Origin of the sequence: Pantoea sp. EEL5 (assembly GCF_049892805.1) — a bacterium.
GTDB lineage: Bacteria > Pseudomonadota > Gammaproteobacteria > Enterobacterales > Enterobacteriaceae > Pantoea > Pantoea ananatis.
Genome location: NZ_JBNDNJ010000002.1, coordinates 380,623 through 404,139, shown reverse-complemented (window position 1 = coordinate 404,139; position 23,517 = coordinate 380,623). Strand labels below are relative to the sequence as shown.

At 53.7% G+C, this 23,517-nt stretch carries 25 protein-coding genes; 19 read left to right on the top strand and 6 right to left on the bottom strand.

What is annotated here, in order from left to right:
- Nucleotides 1-64: 64 nt before the first annotated feature.
- The 7 genes from ACPXSQ_RS13490 (at nucleotide 65) to ruvX (ending at nucleotide 6,330) form a co-directional block, all read left to right on the top strand.
- The gene (locus ACPXSQ_RS13490) at nucleotides 65-1,999 is read left to right on the top strand and encodes a methyl-accepting chemotaxis protein (RefSeq protein ID WP_014594509.1); all 1,935 of its coding nucleotides are present in this window, start codon (nucleotides 65-67) and stop codon (nucleotides 1,997-1,999) included.
- Between the two features lie 105 nt (nucleotides 2,000-2,104).
- A complete protein-coding gene (locus tag ACPXSQ_RS13485) occupies nucleotides 2,105-2,617 on the top strand; it encodes a SprT family zinc-dependent metalloprotease (RefSeq protein ID WP_042677525.1) in 513 nt (170 codons plus the stop codon).
- A 75-nt stretch (nucleotides 2,618-2,692) separates the two neighbouring features.
- Complete coding sequence (gene endA / locus ACPXSQ_RS13480) at nucleotides 2,693-3,400, top strand: deoxyribonuclease I (protein WP_014594511.1); 708 nt, start codon at nucleotides 2,693-2,695, stop codon at nucleotides 3,398-3,400.
- A 73-nt stretch (nucleotides 3,401-3,473) separates the two neighbouring features.
- A complete protein-coding gene (rsmE, locus tag ACPXSQ_RS13475; RefSeq protein ID WP_014594512.1) occupies nucleotides 3,474-4,205 on the top strand; it encodes a 16S rRNA (uracil(1498)-N(3))-methyltransferase in 732 nt (243 codons plus the stop codon).
- Between the two features lie 115 nt (nucleotides 4,206-4,320).
- Nucleotides 4,321-5,265 carry a glutathione synthase gene (gene gshB / locus ACPXSQ_RS13470; RefSeq protein WP_013027087.1) on the top strand — a complete coding sequence of 315 codons (945 nt, stop codon included), beginning with the start codon at nucleotides 4,321-4,323 and terminating at the stop codon, nucleotides 5,263-5,265.
- A gap of 85 nt (nucleotides 5,266-5,350) precedes the next feature.
- Nucleotides 5,351-5,914, top strand: coding sequence for a YqgE/AlgH family protein (locus ACPXSQ_RS13465; RefSeq protein ID WP_019104764.1), 564 nt, complete (start codon nucleotides 5,351-5,353; stop codon nucleotides 5,912-5,914).
- The gene (gene ruvX / locus ACPXSQ_RS13460) at nucleotides 5,914-6,330 is read left to right on the top strand and encodes a Holliday junction resolvase RuvX (RefSeq protein ID WP_013027089.1); all 417 of its coding nucleotides are present in this window, start codon (nucleotides 5,914-5,916) and stop codon (nucleotides 6,328-6,330) included. The genes ACPXSQ_RS13465 and ruvX overlap by 1 nt, the downstream gene beginning before the upstream one ends.
- On the opposite strand, the gene ACPXSQ_RS13455 is transcribed toward ruvX, so the two are convergent.
- A complete protein-coding gene (locus ACPXSQ_RS13455; protein WP_014605113.1) occupies nucleotides 6,327-7,322 on the bottom strand; it encodes a type IV pilus twitching motility protein PilT in 996 nt (331 codons plus the stop codon). The two genes, ruvX and ACPXSQ_RS13455, sit on opposite strands and share 4 nt — an antisense overlap.
- 15 nt (nucleotides 7,323-7,337) lie before the next feature.
- Here ACPXSQ_RS13455 and ACPXSQ_RS13450 point away from each other — a divergent pair, with 15 nt between their 5' ends.
- The 4 genes from ACPXSQ_RS13450 to hemW are packed head-to-tail and all read left to right on the top strand — an operon-like array spanning nucleotide 7,338 to nucleotide 10,359.
- Nucleotides 7,338-8,045 carry a YggS family pyridoxal phosphate-dependent enzyme gene (locus ACPXSQ_RS13450; protein ID WP_013027091.1) on the top strand — a complete coding sequence of 236 codons (708 nt, stop codon included), beginning with the start codon at nucleotides 7,338-7,340 and terminating at the stop codon, nucleotides 8,043-8,045.
- A gap of 12 nt (nucleotides 8,046-8,057) precedes the next feature.
- Nucleotides 8,058-8,612 (top strand): YggT family protein, encoded by a 555-nt coding sequence (locus ACPXSQ_RS13445; RefSeq protein WP_014594515.1) that lies wholly within the window; start codon nucleotides 8,058-8,060, stop codon nucleotides 8,610-8,612.
- Between the two features lie 21 nt (nucleotides 8,613-8,633).
- Nucleotides 8,634-9,227, top strand: a complete 594-nt coding sequence (locus ACPXSQ_RS13440; protein ID WP_019104766.1) for an XTP/dITP diphosphatase — start codon at nucleotides 8,634-8,636, stop codon at nucleotides 9,225-9,227.
- Nucleotides 9,220-10,359 carry a radical SAM family heme chaperone HemW gene (hemW, locus tag ACPXSQ_RS13435; protein ID WP_014594517.1) on the top strand — a complete coding sequence of 380 codons (1,140 nt, stop codon included), beginning with the start codon at nucleotides 9,220-9,222 and terminating at the stop codon, nucleotides 10,357-10,359. Before ACPXSQ_RS13440 ends, hemW begins: the two co-directional genes overlap by 8 nt.
- 52 nt (nucleotides 10,360-10,411) lie before the next feature.
- Here hemW and ACPXSQ_RS13430 read toward each other — a convergent pair whose 3' ends face one another.
- Nucleotides 10,412-11,146, bottom strand: coding sequence for a GntR family transcriptional regulator (locus tag ACPXSQ_RS13430; protein WP_015699576.1), 735 nt, complete (start codon nucleotides 11,144-11,146; stop codon nucleotides 10,412-10,414).
- A 466-nt stretch (nucleotides 11,147-11,612) separates the two neighbouring features.
- Between ACPXSQ_RS13430 and ACPXSQ_RS13425 the strand changes: the two genes are divergently transcribed.
- Genes ACPXSQ_RS13425 through ACPXSQ_RS13415 form a run of 3 tightly spaced genes read left to right on the top strand, consistent with a single transcriptional unit; the run spans nucleotide 11,613 to nucleotide 13,790 of the window.
- The gene (locus tag ACPXSQ_RS13425) at nucleotides 11,613-12,074 is read left to right on the top strand and encodes a PTS sugar transporter subunit IIA (RefSeq protein ID WP_110286721.1); all 462 of its coding nucleotides are present in this window, start codon (nucleotides 11,613-11,615) and stop codon (nucleotides 12,072-12,074) included.
- A 25-nt stretch (nucleotides 12,075-12,099) separates the two neighbouring features.
- Nucleotides 12,100-12,369 carry a PTS sugar transporter subunit IIB gene (locus ACPXSQ_RS13420; RefSeq protein ID WP_013027097.1) on the top strand — a complete coding sequence of 90 codons (270 nt, stop codon included), beginning with the start codon at nucleotides 12,100-12,102 and terminating at the stop codon, nucleotides 12,367-12,369.
- 44 nt (nucleotides 12,370-12,413) lie between these two features.
- Nucleotides 12,414-13,790: a PTS ascorbate transporter subunit IIC gene (locus ACPXSQ_RS13415; protein WP_013027099.1), complete on the top strand. Its 1,377-nt coding sequence runs from the start codon at nucleotides 12,414-12,416 to the stop codon at nucleotides 13,788-13,790.
- A 128-nt stretch (nucleotides 13,791-13,918) separates the two neighbouring features.
- Here ACPXSQ_RS13415 and ACPXSQ_RS13410 read toward each other — a convergent pair whose 3' ends face one another.
- The 4 genes from ACPXSQ_RS13410 to melR form a co-directional block, all read right to left on the bottom strand.
- Entirely contained in the window at nucleotides 13,919-14,635 is a 717-nt protein-coding gene (locus ACPXSQ_RS13410; RefSeq protein ID WP_014605108.1) for a DUF2884 domain-containing protein, read from the bottom strand.
- Nucleotides 14,636-14,677: 42 nt separating this feature from the next.
- Nucleotides 14,678-15,004 (bottom strand): YggL family protein, encoded by a 327-nt coding sequence (locus ACPXSQ_RS13405; protein ID WP_013027101.1) that lies wholly within the window; start codon nucleotides 15,002-15,004, stop codon nucleotides 14,678-14,680.
- Nucleotides 15,004-15,723, bottom strand: a complete 720-nt coding sequence (trmB, locus tag ACPXSQ_RS13400; protein ID WP_013027102.1) for a tRNA (guanosine(46)-N7)-methyltransferase TrmB — start codon at nucleotides 15,721-15,723, stop codon at nucleotides 15,004-15,006. Before trmB ends, ACPXSQ_RS13405 begins: the two co-directional genes overlap by 1 nt.
- Nucleotides 15,724-15,921: 198 nt before the next feature.
- On the bottom strand, nucleotides 15,922-16,854 hold the full coding sequence (gene melR, locus ACPXSQ_RS13395; RefSeq protein WP_029569116.1) for a transcriptional regulator MelR: 933 nt from the start codon (nucleotides 16,852-16,854) through the stop codon (nucleotides 15,922-15,924).
- Nucleotides 16,855-17,119: 265 nt separating this feature from the next.
- Between melR and ACPXSQ_RS13390 the strand changes: the two genes are divergently transcribed.
- The 5 genes from ACPXSQ_RS13390 (at nucleotide 17,120) to mltC (ending at nucleotide 22,697) form a co-directional block, all read left to right on the top strand.
- Nucleotides 17,120-18,475 carry an alpha-glucosidase/alpha-galactosidase gene (locus tag ACPXSQ_RS13390; RefSeq protein ID WP_426144116.1) on the top strand — a complete coding sequence of 452 codons (1,356 nt, stop codon included), beginning with the start codon at nucleotides 17,120-17,122 and terminating at the stop codon, nucleotides 18,473-18,475.
- An 84-nt stretch (nucleotides 18,476-18,559) separates the two neighbouring features.
- Complete coding sequence (gene melB / locus ACPXSQ_RS13385) at nucleotides 18,560-19,972, top strand: melibiose:sodium transporter MelB (protein ID WP_072137168.1); 1,413 nt, start codon at nucleotides 18,560-18,562, stop codon at nucleotides 19,970-19,972.
- Nucleotides 19,973-20,206: 234 nt separating this feature from the next.
- Complete coding sequence (mutY, locus tag ACPXSQ_RS13380) at nucleotides 20,207-21,292, top strand: A/G-specific adenine glycosylase (protein ID WP_426144037.1); 1,086 nt, start codon at nucleotides 20,207-20,209, stop codon at nucleotides 21,290-21,292.
- Entirely contained in the window at nucleotides 21,292-21,564 is a 273-nt protein-coding gene (locus ACPXSQ_RS13375) for an oxidative damage protection protein (protein ID WP_013027107.1), read from the top strand. The genes mutY and ACPXSQ_RS13375 overlap by 1 nt, the downstream gene beginning before the upstream one ends.
- Nucleotides 21,565-21,617: 53 nt before the next feature.
- Nucleotides 21,618-22,697 (top strand): membrane-bound lytic murein transglycosylase MltC, encoded by a 1,080-nt coding sequence (gene mltC, locus ACPXSQ_RS13370; RefSeq protein WP_013027108.1) that lies wholly within the window; start codon nucleotides 21,618-21,620, stop codon nucleotides 22,695-22,697.
- Nucleotides 22,698-23,517: the final 820 nt, after the last annotated feature.

Sequence of the window (23,517 nt, the reverse complement as noted above, 5' to 3'; positions counted from 1 at the left end):
TAAATTACCTGACGTTTTCATTATAAAAAGCTTTTTTCAGACTTCGCGTTGACCAGGAAATAGCATGAACAATACCAGCCCTAAAAAGACGATGAGCACCCGTGCTCAGATGCTGCTGGCAGGCGGAATGACGATCGTCGTGGGGTTTACTGCGACCATCGGATTACTCAGTTGGCAGTCCTCGAAAGAACAAAAATCTCTTGCCGCTAACTACCTGCAGCAAATTGCTGCTAGTCACGCCGGGCAAATCCAGCAGGAACTGACGCATGCATTGGATGCCGCTCAAAACCTGGGGCAAAGCCTTGCTGCCCTGCCTGCAGCAGGGATAAATGATCGTAAAGTTGCCGACAAGCTGATGGAATATGCATTGAATAAAAACCCTGACTTTGTGTCGATGACCGTAGTGTTTGAACCCGATGCCTTTGATGGCCGTGACAGTGCCTTTGTCGGGCCGCAGGGAACGCCACCGGGTGGTCGCTATGCCTGGTATGTTGACCGGGACAAAGACGGGCGCTACAAAATGAATCCGGCAATGGACTTTCTGCAGCCGGGGGCCGGTAATTACTATTTACTGCCGAAAGAAACGCAAAAGGACACCCTGATTGAGCCTTACAGCTTCGCTTATGATGGCGCAAAACCAGAGTGGTTAACCTCGGTGGCTACCCCTGTTATGGTCAATGACAAACTGAAGCTGGTTGTCAGTTCCGATATCCTGCTTTCCGCCATCCAGAAAAAAGTAAACCAGATCAAACCCTGGCACGAAACCGGCTACGCGCTGCTGCTTTCGAACAGCGGCAACGTGATTTCCTCCCCCAATGCAGGTGAAGCCGGCAAAAAATGGCAGGGAAACAGCAACAGCTACCGTACGGCAGTGACAGAACAGTACGATCCCGTACTGAAAGAAAATGCCATGTACACCTGGTACCCGATAAGCGTGGGCAACAACACGAAACCCTGGTATGTAGGGATTGTGGCACCCGTCAGCCAGGTAATGGCGGCGGCTGACAAGCAGCTTTACTGGGCTATTGCGCTGATGATTGTCAGTATCCTTTCCGTGGGGGCCGTGCTGGGTCTGTTATTCAACCGTAAAGTGATGCGTCATCTTGGCGGTGAACCCGAAGAGGCGGCGCGCATTGCGCTGGCCGTTGCTGAAGGTCAGTTAAACAATGGCATTCAGGTTGCGCCAGGCGACAGCAGCAGCCTGTTTTATGCCCTCAACACCATGCAGACACAGTTGCAGAGCATTGTGGGACAAATCAAAGACGCCAGCACCTCGGTCCAGCAGGGAGCGGGCGAAATTGCCGGTGCAAACCTCAACCTCGCCTCACGCACCGAGGAACAGGCTGCGGCACTGGAAGAAACTGCCGCGAGCATGGAGCAGATTAGTGCAGCTATCCGCATGAACGCGGATAATGCACAGCAGGCAACGAGCCTGACTGAAAATGCCACGCGCATCGCCAGCCGGGGGGAAACCCTGGTCGATCAGGTGGTCACTACCATGGCGCAGATTGATGAAAGTTCAAAGAAAATCGGTGATATCACCACGCTGATTAACAGCATCGCGTTTCAGACCAACATTCTGGCACTTAATGCTGCTGTTGAAGCTGCACGCGCAGGCGAACAGGGGCGCGGCTTTGCGGTCGTAGCCGCCGAAGTCCGGAATCTTGCGCAGCGGACAACCAGCGCCGTGAAAGATATTTCCGCCCTGATTGAGGAATCAGTTGTTCGGGTTGAAAATGGCGTTGTGCTGGTCAACGATGCAGGCAAAACCATGCATGAGATGACAAATGCCGTTTCATCAGTGCAGCGCATCATTGGTGAAATCGTTGCTGCATCCGATGAGCAAGCCCGCGGTATTGCGCAGGTGACCATCGCGGTCAATGAAATGGACGGCACGACCCAGCAAAACGCTGCGCTGGTTCAGCAGATGTCAGCGGCGTCCAGTTCACTTGAGGATCAGGCGCAGCAACTGGCTCAGACAATAAGGCAGTTTCATTAAAATAATGTCATGTCTGCCCGTCGGGTTCGGCGGGTACGACTTTTTTGCAGGACCGATATTGCTGTTGAGTTGAGTTCCACGCCGCTGCCGCTTATGCTGAGCGCCATGAAAACATCCCGTCTTCCCATTGCCCTACAACAAGCCGTTATGCGCGCCCTGCGTAGTGGGCTCGAACGGGCAAATGAAAAGCTCGAACAACATTATCCCGAACCCAGGCTGGTTTATCAGCAGCGCGGCACGGCTGCCGGAACGGCCTGGCTGGAAAAATGGGAAATCCGCCTGAATCCTGTCCTGCTGATGGAAAATCAGCAGGCCTTTATTGATGAGGTCGTTCCCCATGAGCTGGCCCATTTGCTGGTGTGGAAAACCTTCGGCCGCGTTGCACCGCATGGCAAAGAGTGGAAATGGATGATGGAGACTGTGCTGGGCGTGCCGGCGCGGCGCACCCATCAGTTTGAGGTCGAGTCGGTGCGCAGCCGCACCTTTGCTTATCGCTGCCAGTGTCAACAGCACCAGCTTACCGTGAGGCGCCATAATCGTGTCGTTCGCGGCGAAAGCGAGTACCGCTGCGTTCACTGCGGTAGCCTATTGAAAGCCGAGGTTTTTCCCCTTTCCTGAGCGGATTCTCATTCCGCCTGAGCAGGCATTCTGTTACCCTGCCGCCCTTTTAAGGACCAGGGGTAAAACTGGAACATGTCTCGCAAATTTCTCATCACGACTGCACTGTTACTCGCGTCTTTTAACAGCCAGGCCCTAAACCTCAACAACTATCATCAAAATAATTTTCAACAGGCAAAAGCCTACGCCGCAGAGATTAATGACGATGCGCCCGGCAGCTTTTACTGTGGCTGTAAAATTACCTGGCACGGCAAAAAGGGGGAGCCTGATCTGAACAGCTGTGGCTACCAGCCGCGCAAAAATGCCCACCGCGCCGCACGTATCGAGTGGGAACACGTGATGCCCGCCTGGGAGTTCGGCCATCAACGTCAGTGCTGGCAGAACGGCGGCCGCAAAAATTGCAGCAAAGATGCCGACTATCGCCGTATCGAAACCGACCTGCATAATCTGCAGCCGGCAATCGGTGAAGTGAATGGCGATCGCGGTAACTATGCCTACAGTCAGTGGAACGGTACGGATAAACAGTACGGTCAGTGCAGCATGCAGATTGATTTTAAAAACAAGCAGGCGCAGCCGCCCGAACGGGCCCGTGGCGCGATCGCCCGGACTTACTTCTATATGCGCGACCAGTATCATCTGCGTCTGTCACGTCAGCAAACGCAGTTATTTACAGCCTGGAACAAGCTCTATCCGGTCAGCAAATGGGAATGCGAGCGCGACCAGCGCATCGCTCGCGTACAGGGGAATCATAATCCTTATGTGCTTGAGGCTTGCACGCGTTAAAATCCCTGCCCTAAACTAACTGTTTCACAGCCCCGCCGCGTCAACCTCGCGGCGTTTAGCTCTCAGGGACATTATGCGCATACCTCGCATTTATCACTCACAGCCTGTTCATGTTGGCAGTGAAATCACGCTTGATGAAGACGCGTCCGGTCATGTTGGTCGCGTGCTGCGTATGACCAGCGGACAGCATGTAGAACTCTTTGATGGCAGTAATCTGACTTTCGCTGCAGAAATCACGCATGTTGATAAAAAACGTGTAAAAGTATCCATCACGGCAAGTCAGGAAGACGATCGCGAGTCGCCCCTCCATCTGCATCTCGGTCAGGTCATGTCTCGCGGCGAAAAAATGGAATTTACCATCCAGAAATCAATCGAACTGGGCGTTAATGTTATTACGCCGCTGTTTTCTGAACGCTGTGGTGTCAAACTGGATGCAGAACGCCTGGCAAAAAAAATTCAGCAGTGGCAAAAGATTGCTGTTGCCGCCTGCGAGCAGTGTGGTCGTAACCGTGTACCCGAAATCCGTCCGGCCATGGCACTCGAAGCCTGGTGCAGTGAAGCGGAAAGTGGGTTAAAACTGAACCTGCACCCGCGCGCCAGCCACAGCATCAACACTTTGCCTCAGCCGGTTGAGCGCGTTCGCCTGCTGATTGGTCCGGAAGGCGGGCTTTCAGCTGACGAAATTGCCATGACGGCGCAGCACGGTTTTACCGATATTCTGCTTGGCCCACGGGTTTTACGTACCGAAACAACGGCCCTGACTGCCATTACGGCACTTCAGGTGAGGTTTGGTGACCTGGGTTAAGCGATACTTTTAGCTCCACTGGGACGCCTGTAATCAACATCGCGTTCTGACTGCTCAGCCCCTTTTTGCCCGAACGAAACGAGACGGTAACCGCCGCCTCCTTCAGGAGATAATAATGATCAAGCTTGGCATCGTGATGGACCCAATCTCATCCATCAACATTAAAAAAGACTCCAGCTTTGCAATGCTGCTGGAAGCACAGCGCCGGGGTTACGAAATCCACTACATGGAGATGAACGATCTCTCCCTGCGCGGTGGTGTGGCTTACGCCCGCACTCGCCTGCTTAGCGTGGAACAGAATGCCGAAAGTTGGTATCAGTTTGGCAGTGAGCAGCAGATTAAACTGGCCGATCTCAACGTCGTATTGATGCGTAAAGACCCGCCGTTTGACACCGAGTTTATCTACTGTACCTACATCCTGGAACGGGCTGAAGAGCAGGGCACGCTGATCGTCAACAAGCCGCAAAGCCTGCGCGACTGTAACGAAAAACTGTATACCGCCTGGTTTGCTGAATTCACACCGGACACCCTGGTCACGCGTTCTAAGCAACAGCTGCGGGCGTTCTGGCAAGAGCATGGCGACGTCATCATGAAACCGCTGGACGGCATGGGCGGCGCCTCTATTTTCCGTGTGAAGCAGGACGATCCGAATTTCGGCGTTATCGCTGAAACCCTGACTGAACATGAAAGCCGTTACTGCATGGCGCAAAACTACCTGCCGGCTATCAAAGACGGTGATAAGCGCGTGCTGGTAGTGGATGGCGAACCGGTTCCTTATTGTCTGGCGCGTATTCCCCAAGGGGGAGAAACCCGTGGAAACCTGGCGGCTGGCGGACGCGGTGAAGCGCGCCCGCTGAGCGAAAGTGACTGGGAAATCGCCCGCCGCGTCGGTCCAACACTGAAGGCCAAAGGCCTGATTTTTGTGGGCCTCGACATTATTGGTGATAGACTGACTGAAGTTAACGTGACCAGCCCAACATGCATTCGTGAAATTGAGGCCGCCTTCCCTGTCTCCATCACCGGTATGCTGATGGACGCCATTGAGAAGCGCCTGAGCTGAGCATAACGCTGGGGCCATGCTCCGTGATCAACCCAACACCGGTGCAGCAATCACGCACCGGTTATCTTTGGTAAAGCATGTGAGAATGAATTTACAGCATCACTTTTTAATTGCCATGCCATCGTTGCAAGATCCCTTTTTTAAACGTTCTGTCGTCTACGTTTGTGAGCATAACGAAGAAGGGGCAATGGGGCTGATTATCAATAAGCCGATGGAAAACCTGACGGTTGAAGGCATTCTGAAAAAGCTCAAGATCGCCGAAGATAACCGCGATCCGGCTATCAATCTTGATAAGCCGGTGTTCAGCGGTGGTCCGCTGGCGGAAGATCGGGGCTTTATCCTGCACTCGGCACAGCGCACCTTTACTTCCAGCATTCGGGTGTCAGACAACACCGTGATTACCACCTCACGTGACGTGCTGGAAGCGATCGGTACAGCCTCACAGCCCGATCATGTGCTGGTCGCGCTGGGTTATTGTGCCTGGGAAAAAGACCAGCTTGAAAATGAGCTGATGGAGAACGCCTGGCTGACCACACCGGCTAACAGTAATATTTTGTTCCAGACGCCCATCGCCGAGCGCTGGCGTGAAGCCGCGCGCAGTATGGGCATTGATATTCACAACATGGCCAGCGATGCAGGTCACGCCTGATGAATACACAAACGTTGTTAGGTTTTGACTTCGGCACCAAAAGCATCGGCGTTGCGGTTGGTCAGCAGCTGACGGGCAGCGCCCGTCCGTTAAGCGCGATTAAGGCGCAGGACGGGACGCCAGACTGGCTGCAAATTGAAAAGCTGCTTAAAGAGTGGCAGCCCGACTTTGTTGTGGTGGGTTTGCCACTGAACATGGACGGCACCGAGCAGCCTTTAACAGCCCGCGCCCGTAAGTTTGCGAATCGCCTGCATGGCCGTTTTGGTATTCGCGTTGAGCTACAGGATGAGCGCCTCAGCACCGTTGAAGCGCGCGCCGGTTTGTTTGAACGGGGTGGCTATCGTGCCCTGAATAAAGGTTCAGTCGATTCCCAGTCAGCGGCGATTATCCTGCAGGACTGGTTTGAAACCCATTAATGAATCACCCCTTCGGCCTGACGGGCTAACCGACTCTGCTCAAAGGTTTGCATTCCGGCCTGCGCGCCGGTTTGCAGAATAGCGGGAATCTGATGCATTTTGCCTTCCCGAATCAGATTGACCACCGCGCTGGTGGCAATCAGCACCTCAAACAGCCCCACGCGTGTCTCATCTGTGGCTGAAACCAGCTGCTGCGCAATAACGGCTTTCAGACTGCCCGCCAGCTGGGTGCGTATCAGCGCCTTTTCATCTGCAGGGAACACATCCACCAGCCGATCCACCGCCTGGACTGCGCCGCGCGTATGCAACGTCGCCAGCACCAGATGTCCGGTTTCTGCCGCGGTTAATGCCTGGCGAATGGTATCGCTGTCGCGTAACTCTCCCAGCATAATCACATCGGGATCTTCGCGTAAGGCCGCTTTCAGGCCCAGACTAAACGAGCGGCAATGCAGCCCCACTTCGCGCTGTTGAATCAGGGACTGCTGGCTGTGATGAATAAACTCAATGGGATCTTCCAGCGTGAGAATATGACGGGCCTGCTGCCGGTTGATGGCATCGACCATGGCGGCGAGCGTGGTGGATTTACCGCTACCGGTCGCGCCGGTAATCAAAATCAGCCCGTCCTGTTTGTTCAGCAAGGTGGGCACAACCTGCGGAAGGCGTAAATCCGCAAGCGAAGGACAGCGGCTGGCAATAATACGCAGCGCCAGAGACAGCCCGTTGCGCTGCATAAACAGGTTCGCGCGCAGGCGCTGCCCGTTAACCAGTGTTAAGGCGAAATCCAGCTGCCCTTCTCGCTTTAGCACCTGCTGCTGTTCGCTGTCCAGCCATGACGAGGTAAATCGCGCCATCCAGTCGGATGGCAGGATGGGCTGGCCGGGCAGCGTTTCAAGCCCGCCCTGACGGCGCCAGTACGGCGAATGTCCGTTACAAAGGTGCAGATCGGCGGCGTTATGCTTTACACTAAGCTCCACTAATTCATCCAAATCCATTTTGATCTCCAGACTATGACTTCAATCCAGCACAACTTACAGCAAGTCCGTCAGCGAATCGCTGCTGCTGCAACCCGTTGCGGCCGGTCGCCAGAAGAAATTACGCTACTTGCAGTGAGCAAAACAAAGCCTGCGAGCGCGGTCGAAGAAGCCGCAGCGGCGGGACAGATCGATTTTGGTGAGAATTACGTTCAGGAAGGGGTTGAAAAGATTCAGTCACTGACCTCACATCCTGCCTTGACCTGGCACTTCATTGGCCCGCTGCAGTCCAATAAAAGCCGCCTGGTCGCTGAACACTTTGCCTGGTGTCATACGGTCGATCGTCAGAAGATCGCACAGCGTCTTAACGATCAGCGGCCTGAACATCTGCCGCCGCTCAATGTCTTAATCCAGGTAAATATCAGTGATGAAAACAGCAAATCTGGCATCATGCTGGAGGCGGTTGCCGGACTGGCTCAGGACATCCTGACAATGCCGCGTTTGCGTTTGCGCGGGCTGATGGCGATTCCGGCACCCGAAGAAGATTATCAGCGACAGCTGGCGGTATGCCAGCAAATGGCTGATGCTTTTGACCAGCTTAAACAGCAGTATAGCGACGTTGATACGCTTTCCCTTGGGATGAGCGATGACATGGAGGCGGCAATTGCCGCTGGCAGTACGATGGTGCGCATTGGCACCGCCATTTTTGGCGCGCGAGATTACACACAACCTTCACAACAATAATTGAGGAACTTCATGTTAACAATGACGTTTTTAGTAAAAACGCTAATCGATCTCTACGTCATGGTGCTGCTGCTGCGCATCTGGATGCAGTGGTCACGTTGTGATTTTTATAACCCGCTTGCGCAGTTTGTCGTGAAGATTACTCAGCCGATTGTAAAACCCCTGCGTCGTATCCTTCCGGCTCTGGGTCCGATTGATACGGCCTCCCTGCTGTTGGCCTTTGTGCTGACAACGCTTAAATATCCCCTTCTGCTGCTGATTCAGGTCGGCGTGTTCTCTGTCGATCCCACGAATTTGCTGGTTGGCCTGCTGTCGCTGTTGAAATCTGCAGGTTATCTGGTGTTCTGGGTCATTATCATTCGCTCCCTGATGAGCTGGATCAGTCAGGGCCGCGGCCCGATGGACTATGTGCTGATTCAGTTGACCGAGCCGTTAATGGCGCCGATTCGTCGTATTCTTCCTGCCATGGGCGGCATCGACTTCTCAGCCATGATCGTGATTCTGGTGCTGTATGCCCTGAATTTCCTTGGCATGGATCTGTTCCCGGGTCTCTGGTATTTGCTGTAAATGAATCAAACTGGAACTGTTATGCAAAAAGTTGTTCTTGCCACCGGCAATCCCGGCAAAGTACGTGAGCTGGCGGATCTGCTCGCTGACTTTGGTCTGGATGTCGTGGCGCAAACCGAACTTGGCGTGGAATCCGCCGAGGAAACCGGCCTGACCTTTATTGAAAATGCCATCCTGAAAGCGCGCCATGCCGCGCAGGTGACCGGCCTGCCGGCTATCGCAGATGACTCTGGCCTGGCCGTGAATGCGCTGGGTGGCGCGCCCGGGATTTACTCAGCCCGCTATGCTGGTGAAGACGCCAGCGACCAGCAGAATCTGGAAAAGCTGCTTCAGGCTCTGGAAAACACGCCTGACGGACAACGTCAGGCGCAGTTTCACTGCGTGCTGGTTTATCTACGTCATGCTGCCGACCCAACGCCGCTGGTCTTCCACGGTGCCTGGGAAGGGGAAATTACCCGAACGGCAGCCGGTGAAGGTGGCTTTGGTTACGATCCGGTGTTCTGGGTTCCGGCACTGGGTAAAACTGCAGCCGAACTGACTAAGGCAGAGAAAGGAAAAGTCTCTCATCGTGGTAAAGCATTGACGCTGTTACTGGAAGCGATGCGTAATGCCTGATTTACCGCCTCTGAGTTTGTACATCCACATTCCCTGGTGTGTACAGAAATGCCCCTACTGCGATTTTAATTCTCACGCATTAAAGGATGAGGTGCCGCACGTTGAGTATGTGCAGCACCTGCTGCGCGATCTTGAACACGACCTGCCGCTGATTCAGGGTCGTGAGGTTCGCACGATCTTTATTGGCGGCGGGACGCCAAGCCTGTTAAGCAGCAGCGCCATGCAGATGTTGATGGATGGCGTACGCGAGCGGCTGACGCTAACAGCCGATGCTGAAGTCACGATGGAAGCCAATCCGGGCACGGTGGAAGCGGATCGCTTCAGCGCCTATCAACGCGCCGGTATTAACCGAATCTCGATTGGTGTCCAGAGCTTCAGCCCGCAGAAACTGGAACGTCTGGGCCGTATCCACGGACCGGAAGAAGCGAAGCGTGCCGCAGCACTGGCACAGGGTTTAGGGCTGCGCAGCTTCAACCTTGACCTGATGCACGGCCTGCCCGATCAGTCGCTGGCCGAGGCGCTGGATGATTTGCGCCAGGCGATTGCGCTCAACCCGCCGCATCTCTCCTGGTATCAGCTGACGATTGAGCCCAATACGCTGTTTGGCTCTCGCCCGCCAACCCTACCGGATGATGATGCGCTATGGGATATTTTTGAGCAGGGCCACCAGTTGCTGACTGCGGCAGGTTATGAGCAATACGAAACCTCGGCCTATGCTAAACCGGGCTACCGCTGTGAGCACAACCTGAACTACTGGCGCTTTGGCGATTATCTGGGCATTGGTTGTGGTGCGCATGGCAAACTGACTCAGCCAGATGGCCGTATTGTCCGTACCGTAAAAGTGCGCCATCCGCGTGGCTTTATGAAGGGCAATTATCTTGATAAGCAGTACGACGTTGCAGACGAGGATAAGCCTTTTGAGTTCTTCATGAACCGTTTTCGTCTGCTGGAGGCCGCGCCGCGTGCAGACTTTAGCCGCTATACCGGGCTGCATGAAACGCTGATTCGCCCACAGCTCGACGAGGCCATTGCCGCAGGTTACATCACTGAATCGCCGGAACACTGGCAGATTACAGAGAAAGGGAAACTGTTTCTGAACTCGTTGCTGGAGCTGTTTTTAGCGGAAGCCTAGTGCATTCTGGCCCGGAAGCATCACTAAAGCGACCGGGCCGTTTGCGCGAACATCAACCGCGTTCGGTATTCTGTCTCAGTTGTAACAGCTTCGTATTAATAATGGCGATGTTGACCTCACAGGGCATGCCATCATCCAGATAGACGGTTTCGTTGATCTCCAGCGCCGCCTCATTCGCATTAAAATTCAATAGTCTGAGCTGCTCACCATCGGTAACATTGATGGCATTCAGTTGCTGATCGCGACGCTGAATTTTCTTGCCGGTGATCTGTTCAATGTACGAATATTTTGAGATCTCCAGTCGTCCAAACTCCATGCTGCTAAACAGGCTGACAGGCAGGTGGATATATTCCAGCGCAACGGGGATGTCATCAAAACACATCAGACGAACAATTTTGTAAATCTGGTCACTGTTCTTGATGCGTAAAGCCTGCGCCATATCCGGCCCGGGCACTTTAATGATGCTGGCAGTCAGCACCTTTCTGACCGCTTTATGCCCTTTTTTGTGTGCCTGATAATCAAACGGGGAAAGCGCATGAAACCGGCCTGAGTGATTACTCTTGCCGATGGACCCCACGAACAGCCCGGAGCCTTTCACCCGATAAATACGCTGTTGCTCAATAAGAATGCGGGTGGCTTCCCGCACCGTCGCCCGGGTAATACCAATGTTCTTAGCAATCGCGATTTCCGTGTCCAGCTTATCGCCCGGCAGCAGTCCATCCTGCATGATCTTTGTCAGGATATAGTCGACTACCTCTTTTTGCTTCTCTGTAATGCCATCGAACATCAGCATATTCCCGAATAGTGTGCCCGTGCCTGCGGTGCCCTACAGCAAACCCTGCAGGCCCGGTTTTCGTCACGACGTGCCCGTGAGCAAAGATCCAGATGTGATCCAGCTAACGATTTTGCACTCAAACCCCACGCGCCCCGCCAGAAATGATTCTTGCATATTGTATCTGTACAGGTCGAGGTGCATCATCAAGATGACTAGACAGCTTAAACATGTCTATACGTACAAGCCGGTTTTTGCAACAGCAATTTGTCAGAACTGACGAGTGAGACTTAAATTAATATCTTGTTTTAGAGTAAGTTAACGTCATATTCGTTTATCCCTCTGCCGTGAGTGGTTTTGTCAGATGAAATAAAAAAGGCAAAGCCGCAGGGATAAACAGAGAAAGATGACTGTACAGCTTGATGAATTCTGGAAGCCAGCTGGCTGACTTTTTTGCCTAACCTTTTATCCAGGACATTGTATGCCGAATCTGACCCAATGGCTGAATGCTGAAAAAATTCAATATATTGAGCGCGTATCCGACTGGAAAGCCGCGATTCAGGTCGCGGGCGATCCTCTTCTTAATGAGGGGGCGATTTCACAGGATTACATTGACACCATCATCCGCCTCAAACAGGAAACCGGTCCCTACTTCGTTATTGCGCCGCGCATTGCCATGCCGCATGCCCGCCCTGAGCAGGGTGCCAAAAAGTTGGGATTATCCTTAGTCAAGCTGGCTAACCCGGTCACCTTTGATGCAGGAGAGAATGATCCTGTCGATATCCTTTTTATGTTCTCCGCCCCTGACAGCAACAGCCACATTGAGATGATCTCCCAGCTGGCTGAGGTGCTTACCGATGACGAGGTGATGGAACGCGTTTATCAGGCACAAAGCCAACACGCACTCTGTGCCCTGTTGTTAGCAGACAGCATATCCCGTTAACTCGTTAAAATTAAAAGAGGTTTTTATGAAAATTATGGCAGTTTGTGGTTCAGGCCTGGGAAGCAGCTTCATGATGGAAATGAACATCAAAAAAGTGCTTAAAGCGATGGATATGACGGCAGACGTTGAACACGCCGATCTCGGTTCGGTCACGCCAGACGTGGCAGATGTGTTCGTGATGGCAAAAGACATCGCCTACAGCGCTAACCTGCCACCGGAAAAAGTCATCATTATCAATAACATTATCGACCTGAAGGAAGTTGAGCAGAAAATTCGCGACTACTTCAATAAATAACCCTGTCACCCACTTAAAAAAGAACACTTACCGCTGAGGTTATTATGTTTATACAAAACCTTTTACTGGTAGTTGTCGACGTGCTGAAAGTCCCCTCTATTCTGGTCGGGCTGGTCGCCATGTTCGGTCTGATAGCGCAACGTAAACCGCTGCCGGATGTGATAAAGGGTACGGTAAAAACCATCCTGGGTTTTTTAGTACTGGCAGGCGGTGCCACGGTGTTAGTGGGATCGCTGACGCCGCTGGGGGATATTTTCAAACACGCGTTCAACGTCCAGGGCATTATTCCCAATAACGAGGCGATGGTTTCTATCGCCCTGGCGAAGTATGGTGCGCCCACGACGCTGATTATGGCCTTCGGCATGGTGGCCAATATTACCGTCGCCCGCTTTACGCGTCTGAAATATATCTACCTCTCTGGTCATGTCACTTTTTATATGGCCTGCATGATCGCGATTATTCTTTCGGTGGCGGGTTTCGAGGGCGTGCAGCTTATCTATACCGGCTCACTGACGCTGGGCATGTTAATGGCCTTTTTCCCGGCACTGGCGCAGCCCTACATGCGTAAAATCATTGGGCACGATCAGGTCGCGCTGGCGCACACCGGTACGGTTGGCTATGTCCTGTCGGGCTGGATAGGTTCTTTGGTGGGCAAAGGTTCTAAATCCACCGAAGAGATGAACATGCCAAAAAACCTGAGTTTTTTGCGTGACAGCACCATCTCTATTTCCCTGACGATGATGGTCATCTATTTTATTTTGTCCATTTCGGCAGGCAGAGAATACGTGGAGAGTCAGTTCAGCCACGGGCAAAACTATCTGGTGTACTCCTTTGTGCAGGCCATTACCTTCGCTGCCGGTGTTTTTATTATCCTCCAGGGCGTGCGTTTGATTCTGGCCGAAATTGTGCCGGCGTTTACCGGGTTTTCAGAGAAGTTGGTGCCAAGCGCGCGTCCGGCACTCGACTGCCCTATTGTATTCCCCTATGCGCCTAACGCCGTTCTGGTCGGTTTTATTTCCAGCTTTATCGGCGGCCTGGTCGGGCTGTTTATTCTGGGGCAGCTGCACTGGATATTAATTCTGCCTGGCGTGGTACCGCACTTTTTCTGCGGCGCAACCGCAGGCGTTTTTGGTAATGCTACCGGCGGGAAACGCGGGGCCATGTTAGGTGCCTTTGCCCACGGTATTCTGATTACCTTCCTCCCGGTCGCCTTATTGCCTGTCCTGGGCGCCATCGGCCTGACGAATACCACCTTCTCAGACACCGATTTCGGCGTCACGGGGATTCTGTTGGGGAATATGGCCAGATTCCTTGATAAAGGGACCATTACCATGGTGATCACTGGAATTTTTGCCCTGCTGGTTATCTATAACTATGTCGCCCGTAGCAAAACGGTCGTCAAAGAGGCCAATAACGATTGACAGGCATCAGGGGCTGACTCCAGCCCCTTTTTTCAACAACGTGCTAAAGCAGAAAAACGCCAGCCGTGGCGGCGTGACGTTCAGGATGAAAGGCAGACGACCAGGCGGCGCAGGCCGTCTGAAAAGCACTATTTCAGCGAACCGACCAGGGCTTTACGGTCATTCTCAAGCGTAATCACCCGGTTACAAACCGCTTTGCCAAACTGCTGGAAATCGGCTTCCTGATTGTTCCACTCGCTCTGAATGGCGTTTTGCAGGCCGCCAAGATTGCCCATCAAGCCCTGCAAACCGCTACCGCCACCGTTGGACATCGCCTTGCTGCCCATCTCATTGATGCTGTCCTGCAGAATACCGCCCATCGCCTGATTAACCAGCTGTTGACCATCGGCACGCACCTGATCGATCGCCTGATGATGGAAGGTTAAACCATCGCTGCGATGCTCAATAATACGGTTCATCTGGGTTTTTAACTGCGTATTCAGCGTAGCCAGTCGGCTATGTAACCGGCTGGATTCGCCAACCTGCTGAGTAATGATGTTATCCAGCGCGGCACGCCCTTTCTCCAGACGGGATGTTGCTCCGTTATCGATCCAGGGAAGATCGCGGCGTAAGGCATTTTGATAATCAATCGCCTTCTGACGGTTAGCGGCGTTCAGGGCCATCTTCTGACCGTTGAACTGCACATCCCCCAGCGTCGATATCTGCAGATTGCCATTTGCGCCCACCACCTGCACGCTTTGTGGCGTAATCACAACATCATCCTGCGGTTTGACACTGCACTCCCAGGCAGCCTGGGCCTGCGTTGCCGCCAGTAAAAGGCCGGCGACCAGCGCGTTACGAATCATACAATCTCCCTGTCTGGGTGTGAAAGCGACACTGCTGGTAACTTAGTCCCACCAGACGTCAAAGAGTTCGGTAACTTTCACATCCTGCAGCTTGCGGTCTTCCAGCCACTTGCGCACGAGTTCACGATGCTCATCGGTGCATTTACCGGTTTGCTGCAGGCAAATCAGCCCTTCCCACGCCAGATAACCGCTGCCATCGTAAGCCAGACCATTAGGATCGATCGCTTCGTTGATGAACTGGTTCAGGGTTTCATCGATGTCACTTTCAGACGTGCCTTCAGGAAAACGCCAGGCCACGGAAAAGCCCAGTTCCTGGAATTCATCGATATGTAATTTTTTACGTAAACGGCGGCTGCGTTGTGTGGCCATTATTTCACCCTCTCAAACATTAAATCCCATACGCCATGGCCTAAACGCTGCCCGCGCTGCTCAAATTTTGTCAATGGACGCGTTTCAGGACGCGGCACATAGGTGCTGTCTTCAGACAGGTTACGATAACCTGCGATGCTGCTCATGACCTCAAGCATATGTTCTGCATAAGCTTCCCAGTCGGTTGCCATATGGAATACGCCACCCAGCTTGAGCTTACGCATCACCAACTCGGCAAAAGGCACCTGCACGATACGGCGTTTATTGTGACGGGCTTTGTGCCACGGGTCGGGAAAGAACAGCTGAACCATGCGCAGTGAGTTATCAGGGATCATCTTTTCCAGCACTTCAACCGCATCATGGCACATCACGCGCAGATTGCTGACATCGGCTTCTTTCGCCGAGGCCAGGCAGGCACCTACGCCTGGCGCGTGCACTTCAATTCCCAGGAAGTTTTGGTGGGGAGTGTTTTGCGCCATGGTCACCAGCGAGGCCCCCATGCCAAAGCCGATCTCCAGCGTTACCGGGGCTTCGCGGCCAAACAGCGCGGGCAAATCTACGGGATCAGGCTGATATTCAACACCCATCTCTGGCCAGTAGTTATCCAGCGCCAACTGCTGGCCTTTGGTTAAGCGGCCCTGGCGGCGCACAAAACTGCGAATCCGACGCAACGGGCGTCCATTCTCATCAAATTCCGGGGTGATGACATCATTAATCATGTTGAAGCCTGCTGGTTTGCCTGTTCTGGGAAACGGGCATTATGCAAAGTTCAAAAGCAGAAGCAAGCCTTTGCCACGTTCTGCTTTATTCCTGCGTGCCCTGAAGCGCAATTTCCTGCCTGAGTGTAGAGTAAACCGCAAAAATTTCCTTGTTATGATGCCAGCCTGCAGGCAAAGACGGCCAACGCTATCGGAAACTTATAAAGACATTGTCTGCCGCCGCTGTTGGCTCAGCTTGCGGTACTGCTGAGGAGACATGCCAACATACCTGGCAAACGTACTGTAAAAACGGCTGCTGGAGCGGAAACCGGCCGTCAGCGCCACATCCAGAACGGTGATATCGGTATCGCTCAGAAGCGCCCTGACATGATTGATCCGCATGGCCGTGATGTACTGTTTTAGCGTCAGCTGCATCACGCGCTGAAAAATGCCCATCGCATAATTCGCATTAAGTTTAACGTGTTCGGCCACGTCATTGATGGTTAAAGCCTGATCGTAGTTATCTGCGATAAACTCCAGCATCTGGCTGACATAAAACTGAGCATGGCGCGAAACGCTGTTCTTGTGCGTACGCGACGTTTTGTTCACCAGCACCGGCTGCCATCCCGACAGACTAAAGCGCTTAAGCATCAGACCAATCTCATCAACGGCAAGCTGGCGAATCTGTTCGTCGGGACTGTTCAGCTCCTGCTGCCAGCGCTGCACTTCAAACGCGCTGAGCTGCTGCTTCGCCACAGATTTAATCACCATGCCGTGGGTAACATGATTGATTAACTCCCTGTCGAGCGGCCAGGACAAAAACAGATGCATCGGCAGGTTCAGAATAGCCATGTTCTGGCAGCGTCCGGGACGGGTGAGTTGATGTGGCGTACAGGCCCAAAACAGGGTGATGTAACCCTGCTTGATCTGAACGACCTCGTTATTAATGAGGTACTCCACGTCACCGTCAAACGGCACATTCACCTCAACCTGACCGTGCCAGTGGCTGGTGGTCATGGCCAGCGGCGGACGCAGTTCGATATCCATGCGCTGATATTCAGAATAGAGCGACAGCGGGCTGCGGGTCTGCTTTTCATCGCTGCTGCACATATGCGGGTCGGGCGGAAGTGGTACGACAGGCTGCATAATCATCATTCCCTCTCCTGAATTATCAGAACCCTGCCATATCTGAACGGCTCAGGCCAGTCTCAGAGGCGAGAAATGCGCGGTCAGCATGGCGTTTTCGCCTGTTAGCACACCAGATACTCTTCTTTCCGTGCAAATTTGTCCCGAAAACTCAGATCTGCTCGCCGCCAGCATCAGATCTGAGTTTGTGGGAATGCTCGTTCCGTAAGGCGGAAGTTTCTCGATGAATGGCGTGACATTCTGGCGTTATCCAACCTTGCAATGGAGCGTCCTGATGTCTGCACCCAAAATTACCTTTATTGGCGCGGGTTCCACTATTTTCGTCAAAAATATCCTTGGCGATGTCTTTCACCGCGATGCGCTGAAATCCGCCCATATCGCGTTGATGGATATTGATGCGACCCGGCTTGAAGAGTCCTTTACCGTGGTCAGTAAGCTGATGAGTTCGGCTGGTGCGGCCGGAAGAATCACCTGCCACACCGACCAGAAAGCGGCATTAGCGGATGCCGACTTTGTTGTGGTCGCGTTTCAGATAGGCGGCTATGAACCCTGTACCCTCACTGATTTTGCGGTGTGTAAGCGTTACGGTCTTGAGCAGACCATCGCCGACACGCTTGGCCCGGGCGGCATCATGCGCGCGCTGCGCACCATCCCGCACCTCTGGCAGATTTGTGAAGACATGACGGCGGTATGTCCTGATGCCACCATGCTTAATTACGTTAACCCCATGGCGATGAACACCTGGGCGATGTACGCGCGTTATCCGCATATCAAACAGGTTGGCCTGTGCCATTCCGTTCAGGGAACGACGGAAGAGCTGGCTTACGATCTCAATCTTAACCCGGCCGATTTACGTTACCGCTCTGCCGGCATCAACCACATGGCCTTTTACCTGGAGCTGGAGCGAAAAACTGCAGACGGGGCTTACGTGAATCTCTACCCGGAACTGCTTGCCGCTTTTGACGCCGGGCAGGTACCGAAACCCAACATGCATGGCAATACGCGCTGTCCCAACATTGTGCGCTATGAGATGTTCAAAAAACTGGGCTATTTCGTTACCGAGTCTTCAGAACATTTTGCAGAATATACGCCCTGGTTTATCAAGCCGGGACGAGAGGATCTTATTGCGCGCTACCAGATCCCGCTGGATGAGTATCCCAAACGCTGCGTCGAGCAGCTGGATAACTGGCGTACCGAGCTTGAACATTACAAGCGCGCTGAGCGTATTGAAAGCAAACCCTCGCGCGAATATGCCAGCGCCATTATGAATGCCATCTGGACAGGTGAACCGGCCGTGATTTACGGCAACGTGCGTAACGATGCATTGATCGACAACCTGCCGCAGGGATGCTGTGTTGAGGTCGCCTGCCTGGTGGACGCCAACGGGATTCAGCCTACGAAGGTGGGAACCCTGCCCTCACATCTGGCAGCCATGATGCAAACCAATATCAACGTGCAGACGCTGCTGACGGAAGCCATCCTGACCGAAAACCCTGAGCGGGTTTACCACGCGGCCATGCTGGATCCCCATACGGCGGCGGTGCTGGGCATCGAGGAGATTTATGCGCTGGTGGATGAGCTGATCGCCGAACACGGGGACTGGCTGCCCGCCTGGCTGCACAAATAATGCCTGTGTCTCCGGGCGTGCTGTCCGGCTGCGGCTCTATTCCTTAACAGAAGGCGGGCGCTGGCAACAGCGTCCCGGTACCCGATGAGCATTTCAATAACGACAAAACTCAGCTATGGATTCGGCGCATTTGGGAAAGATTTTGCTATTGGCATTGTTTATATGTACCTGATGTATTACTACACCGACGTGGTAGGTTTGTCGGTTGGCCTCGTCGGTACGCTGTTTTTAGTGGCCAGGATCTGGGACGCAATAAACGATCCGATCATGGGCTGGATCGTAAATGCCACGCGATCGCGCTGGGGGAAATTCAAACCCTGGATTTTTGCAGGCACGCTGGCAAACTCGCTGGTGCTGTTCCTGTTGTTTAGCGCCCATCTGTTTGAAGGCACCACGCAGGTTATTTATGTCTGTGTGACGTATATCTTGTGGGGCATGACCTACACCATTATGGATATTCCGTTCTGGTCGCTGGTGCCTACCATCACGCTGGACAAGCGCGAACGTGAACAGCTGGTTCCCTGGCCACGCTTTTTCGCCAGCCTTGCCGGGTTTGTTACCGCAGGCCTGGCCCTGCCCTTTGTCAGTTATGTTGGCGGCGACAATCGTGGCTTAGGCTTCCAGATGTTTACCCTGGTGTTAATCGCCTTTTTTATCGTCTCCATGTTAGTCACGCTGCGAAACGTGCATGAAGTCTATTCGTCCACCCGCGACGAAACCTCAGGCAGTGACCGCCTGGGGCTAAAAGCCATTGTTGCCCTCATTTACCGTAACGATCAGCTTTCCTGCCTGCTGGGAATGGCGCTGGCTTACAACATCGCGGCTAACATCATTACCGGCTTTGCCATTTACTATTTCACCTACGTCATCGGCGATGCCGGGCTGTTTCCCTACTACCTCTCTTATGCAGGCGCGGCAAACCTCGTCACGTTAATCCTGTTCCCGAAACTGGTAAACATCCTGTCGCGCCGCATTCTGTGGGCGGGCGCGTCCGCGCTGCCGATACTGAGCTGTGGCGTGCTGTTCGCTATGGCACTGGCAGGCTATCACTCAACGCTGCTGATTGTGGTGGCCGGCATCCTGTTAAACACCGGTACCGCGCTTTTCTGGGTGCTCCAGGTCATTATGGTGGCGGACACCGTTGATTACGGCGAATACAAGCTGCACGTGCGCTGCGAGAGCATCGCCTATTCAGTGCAGACGATGGTGGTGAAAGGCGGCTCCGCCTTTGCCGCTTTCTTTATCGCCGTGGTGCTGGGCATGATTGGCTATATGCCCAATATCGTACAGTCGCAGGAAACCCTTGCAGGCATGCAATTTATTATGATTGCGCTGCCGGCTGTTTTTTTTATGCTGACGCTACTGCTCTATTTCCGCTTCTATAAGCTGAACGGCGATATGCTGCGGAAAATCCAGATCCATCTGCTCGATAAATACCGTAAACCGCAGGAGCCAGAAACCCTCCCGCTCAGGATGCAAGACAAGATCAACGTCTGACCAGTAAAAGCCCTTTGCGGGCTTCTGTGAAAGATGTCGCGGGCCGGATTCACATCGTCTGGCCTGCTACTGTCTCCCGGCGGCTCCTGATATTGTCAGGCCCAGCACGACGCTGCCGCACGGGACAGACAGGCCGGTATGAAACAGGCCTTTTCAATCTTCCGGTTTACTCTCACTGGCGCTTATGCTGGAATTCCTGCCCGAATATCGCGTAATCACGGAAATATCCTTTTTATGATGCAAGCCCCGCAGTTCGCGCAACAGGTGCTGAACTGGTATCAGCGCTTTGGCCGCAAAACCCTGCCGTGGCAGCTGGAAAAAACACCCTACAAGGTGTGGCTGTCCGAAGTCATGTTGCAGCAAACTCAGGTTGCCACGGTTATCCCCTATTTTGAGCGCTTCATGGCGCGGTTTCCTGACGTCAGCGATCTGGCCGCCGCGCCCCTGGATGAGGTGCTGCATCTCTGGACCGGTCTGGGCTATTACGCCCGTGCGCGCAACCTGCATAAAGCGGCAAAACAGGTGGTGGACCTTCATGGCGGTGAATTTCCCCGCCACTATGATGAGGTCGCCGCTTTACCCGGCGTTGGCCGATCCACCGCTGGCGCGATTTTATCTCTGTCGCTGGGTCTGCATTTCCCTATTCTCGATGGCAACGTTAAACGGGTTTTAGCGCGTTGCTACGCGGTAGGCGGCTGGCCGGGTAAGAAGGATGTGGAAAAGCGGCTCTGGCAAATCAGCGAAGAGGTCACGCCTGCTCAAGGCGTCAGCCAGTTTAACCAGGCGATGATGGATCTGGGTGCCATGGTGTGCACGCGATCCAGACCAAAATGCGACATCTGCCCGCTCAACAGCGGATGCGAAGCAAGGGCTAACAACAGCTGGGCCAGCTATCCGGGTAAAAAGCCGAAGCAGACGTTGCCGGAACGCAGCGGTTGGTTTTTGATGATGCAACATGGCGACAAGGTCTGGCTGGAGCAGCGTCCGCCGGTGGGCCTGTGGGGCGGTTTATTCTGCTTCCCGCAATTCACCACTGAAGAGGCGATGACCGACTGGCTGCATGCGCGCGGCATTCACGCCAAACCCCAGCAGCTTACGGCATTTCGTCATACCTTTAGCCATTTCCATCTGGATATTGTCCCAATGTGGCTGTCATGGCCTTCTGCCGGGGCATTAATGGATGAAGCTGGCGGTCTCTGGTATAACTTAACGCTGCCGCCGCCTGTGGGATTAGCCGCACCTGTAGAGCGTCTTTTGCACGAACTGCGCCATCCCCAGCAGTTGCCCTTAGGCAGCTGTGAGATTAACGAGGAAGAATAATGAGCCGCACTATTTTTTGTACTTTTTTACAACGTGATGCTGAAGGGCAAGATTTCCAACTCTACCCTGGCGATCTGGGAAAACGCATTTACAATGAAATCTCGAAAGAAGCCTGGCAGCAATGGATGGCTAAGCAGACGATGCTGATCAACGAGAAAAAACTCAACATGATGAACCCCGAAGATCGCAAAGTGCTGGAAAAGGAAATGATTAACTTCCTGTTCGAAGGCAAAGACGTTCACATTGAAGGCTATACGCCACCCGAAGCATAACTTTTTTTGGCCTCAGTACTGGGGCCGTTTTCCAGGTCAGGCACGTATTTTAGATGAATAAAAAGCTGATAGCCCTGCTGGTGATTGCACCCCTTTTAGTTTCCTGTTCCGGCAAAAAGAACCCGACCTATTCAGAAGAGTGGGTGAAGGACACCAACGGATTTGACATCCTGATGGGGCAGTTCGCCCATAACATTGAGAACATCTGGGGTATCAATGAGGTTCTGATTGCCGGACCGAAAGACTACGTCAAATACACCGACAACTATTACACCCGCAGCCATATCAACTTTGAAAGCGGTAACATCACGATTGAGACCATTTCCGGTACCGATCCCGCTGCCAGCCTGCGTCAGGCGATCGTGACCACCTTGCTGATCGGCGACGATCCGGGCAATGTAGATCTTTATTCTGATGTCAACGATATCCAAATCAGTAAAGAACCGCTGCTTTACGGACAGGTGCTGGACAACACCGGACAAGCTATCCGCTGGCAGGGCCGCGCTCAGGCGTTTGCGGACTATTTGATTGCGAATAAATTGCAGCGTCGCAATTCTGGTCTGCATGTAATCTACTCGGTCACCATCCCGATGGTGCCGAACCATCTTGATAAGCGTGCGCATAAATATCTGCCGATGGTGCGCAAGGCTGCTGAGCAATATGGTGTTGATGCGTCTCTGATCCTCGCGATTATGCAGACCGAATCCAGTTTTAACCCCTACGCCGTCAGCCATTCTGACGCACTGGGTTTAATGCAGGTGGTACAGCATACCGCGGGCGTCGATGTATTCCGTATGAAGGGTAAATGGGGCAAACCAAGCCGCAGCTACCTGCTGGATCCCGAGAACAACATTGATGCCGGTACGGCTTACCTGTCATTGCTGCAGCGCAGCTATCTGGCAGGCATTCAGGATCCGCTGTCGCGTCGCTACGCGGTCATTACCGCCTATAACGGCGGTGCAGGCAGCGTGCTGCGCGTGTTCTCCAGCGATAAGGATCGTGCGGTCACTATCATTAACGGCATGTCACCCAGTCAGGTTTATCAGACGCTGTCTAAACAGCATCCGTCTGCGGAATCGCGGCGTTATTTGTATAAGGTGAGCTCGGCGCAGCGGAGCTACCATCGATATTGATGGCGAAGGGTTTCCCCTGGCGGGGGATTGCTGGTGCAGAGAGGTTTTTGCGCGCAAGGCGCTGGGGTTCTGCCCTCTGGCTCTGAGAGGGTTCCGCCCGCCAGGCGCTGGGGTTCTGCCCTCTGGCTCTGAGAGGGTTCCGCCCGCCAGGCGATGGGGTTCTGTCCTCTGGCTCTGAGAGGGTTCCGCCCGCCAGGCGATGGGCAGTTTCAGCCTGCCCGTGCAGGCGGACGTGTTAAGGGGCTTACGCCAGCCCCTTAACAATCCCGGCGCCCGGCAGCCGTCGCTGTTCCTTCGTCACTCACTGCGGCCTGACGGGCCGGCCGGATGCGCCTTCCCTGGCGCAGCCGTCCTCTGCGCGGCATCCATGCCGCTCCGCCCTGGCCTCCATTCTTTCCTCAGCGCTCCGGATGCCTCCTGCAAACCCTCGTCTGTATGATCTTTAATTTTCTTGTAAAGACTGTATCGCCTGTGATTTATGTTTAAAGGCTTAAAATTAAAAATCATTAAATATCAATTATATAAATCATTCCCTATTTTATAAAGCGATGCAGGAAGTGGCTTTAACACAGCTATCGAAGCGGGGGTTTTGGGCGGCCTTCCCGACCGCTGAGCGGATGAGGGATTTCCGGATGAGCCGACAGGACGTCGGCGAGAGCCGGGCCGCGCCAGGGATGGCGCGTCCTGGCGGTCCGGCAGAAATCCTGAAGCAGCGAAGGGACCGCGCAGCGGCGGGTGGGCAGGACGGGAGCCCGGGGTCAAGGGGCCGCGGCGACTGGCGGCCCCTTGTCGGTCGCCCGCAGGGGCAAACTGAAACTCC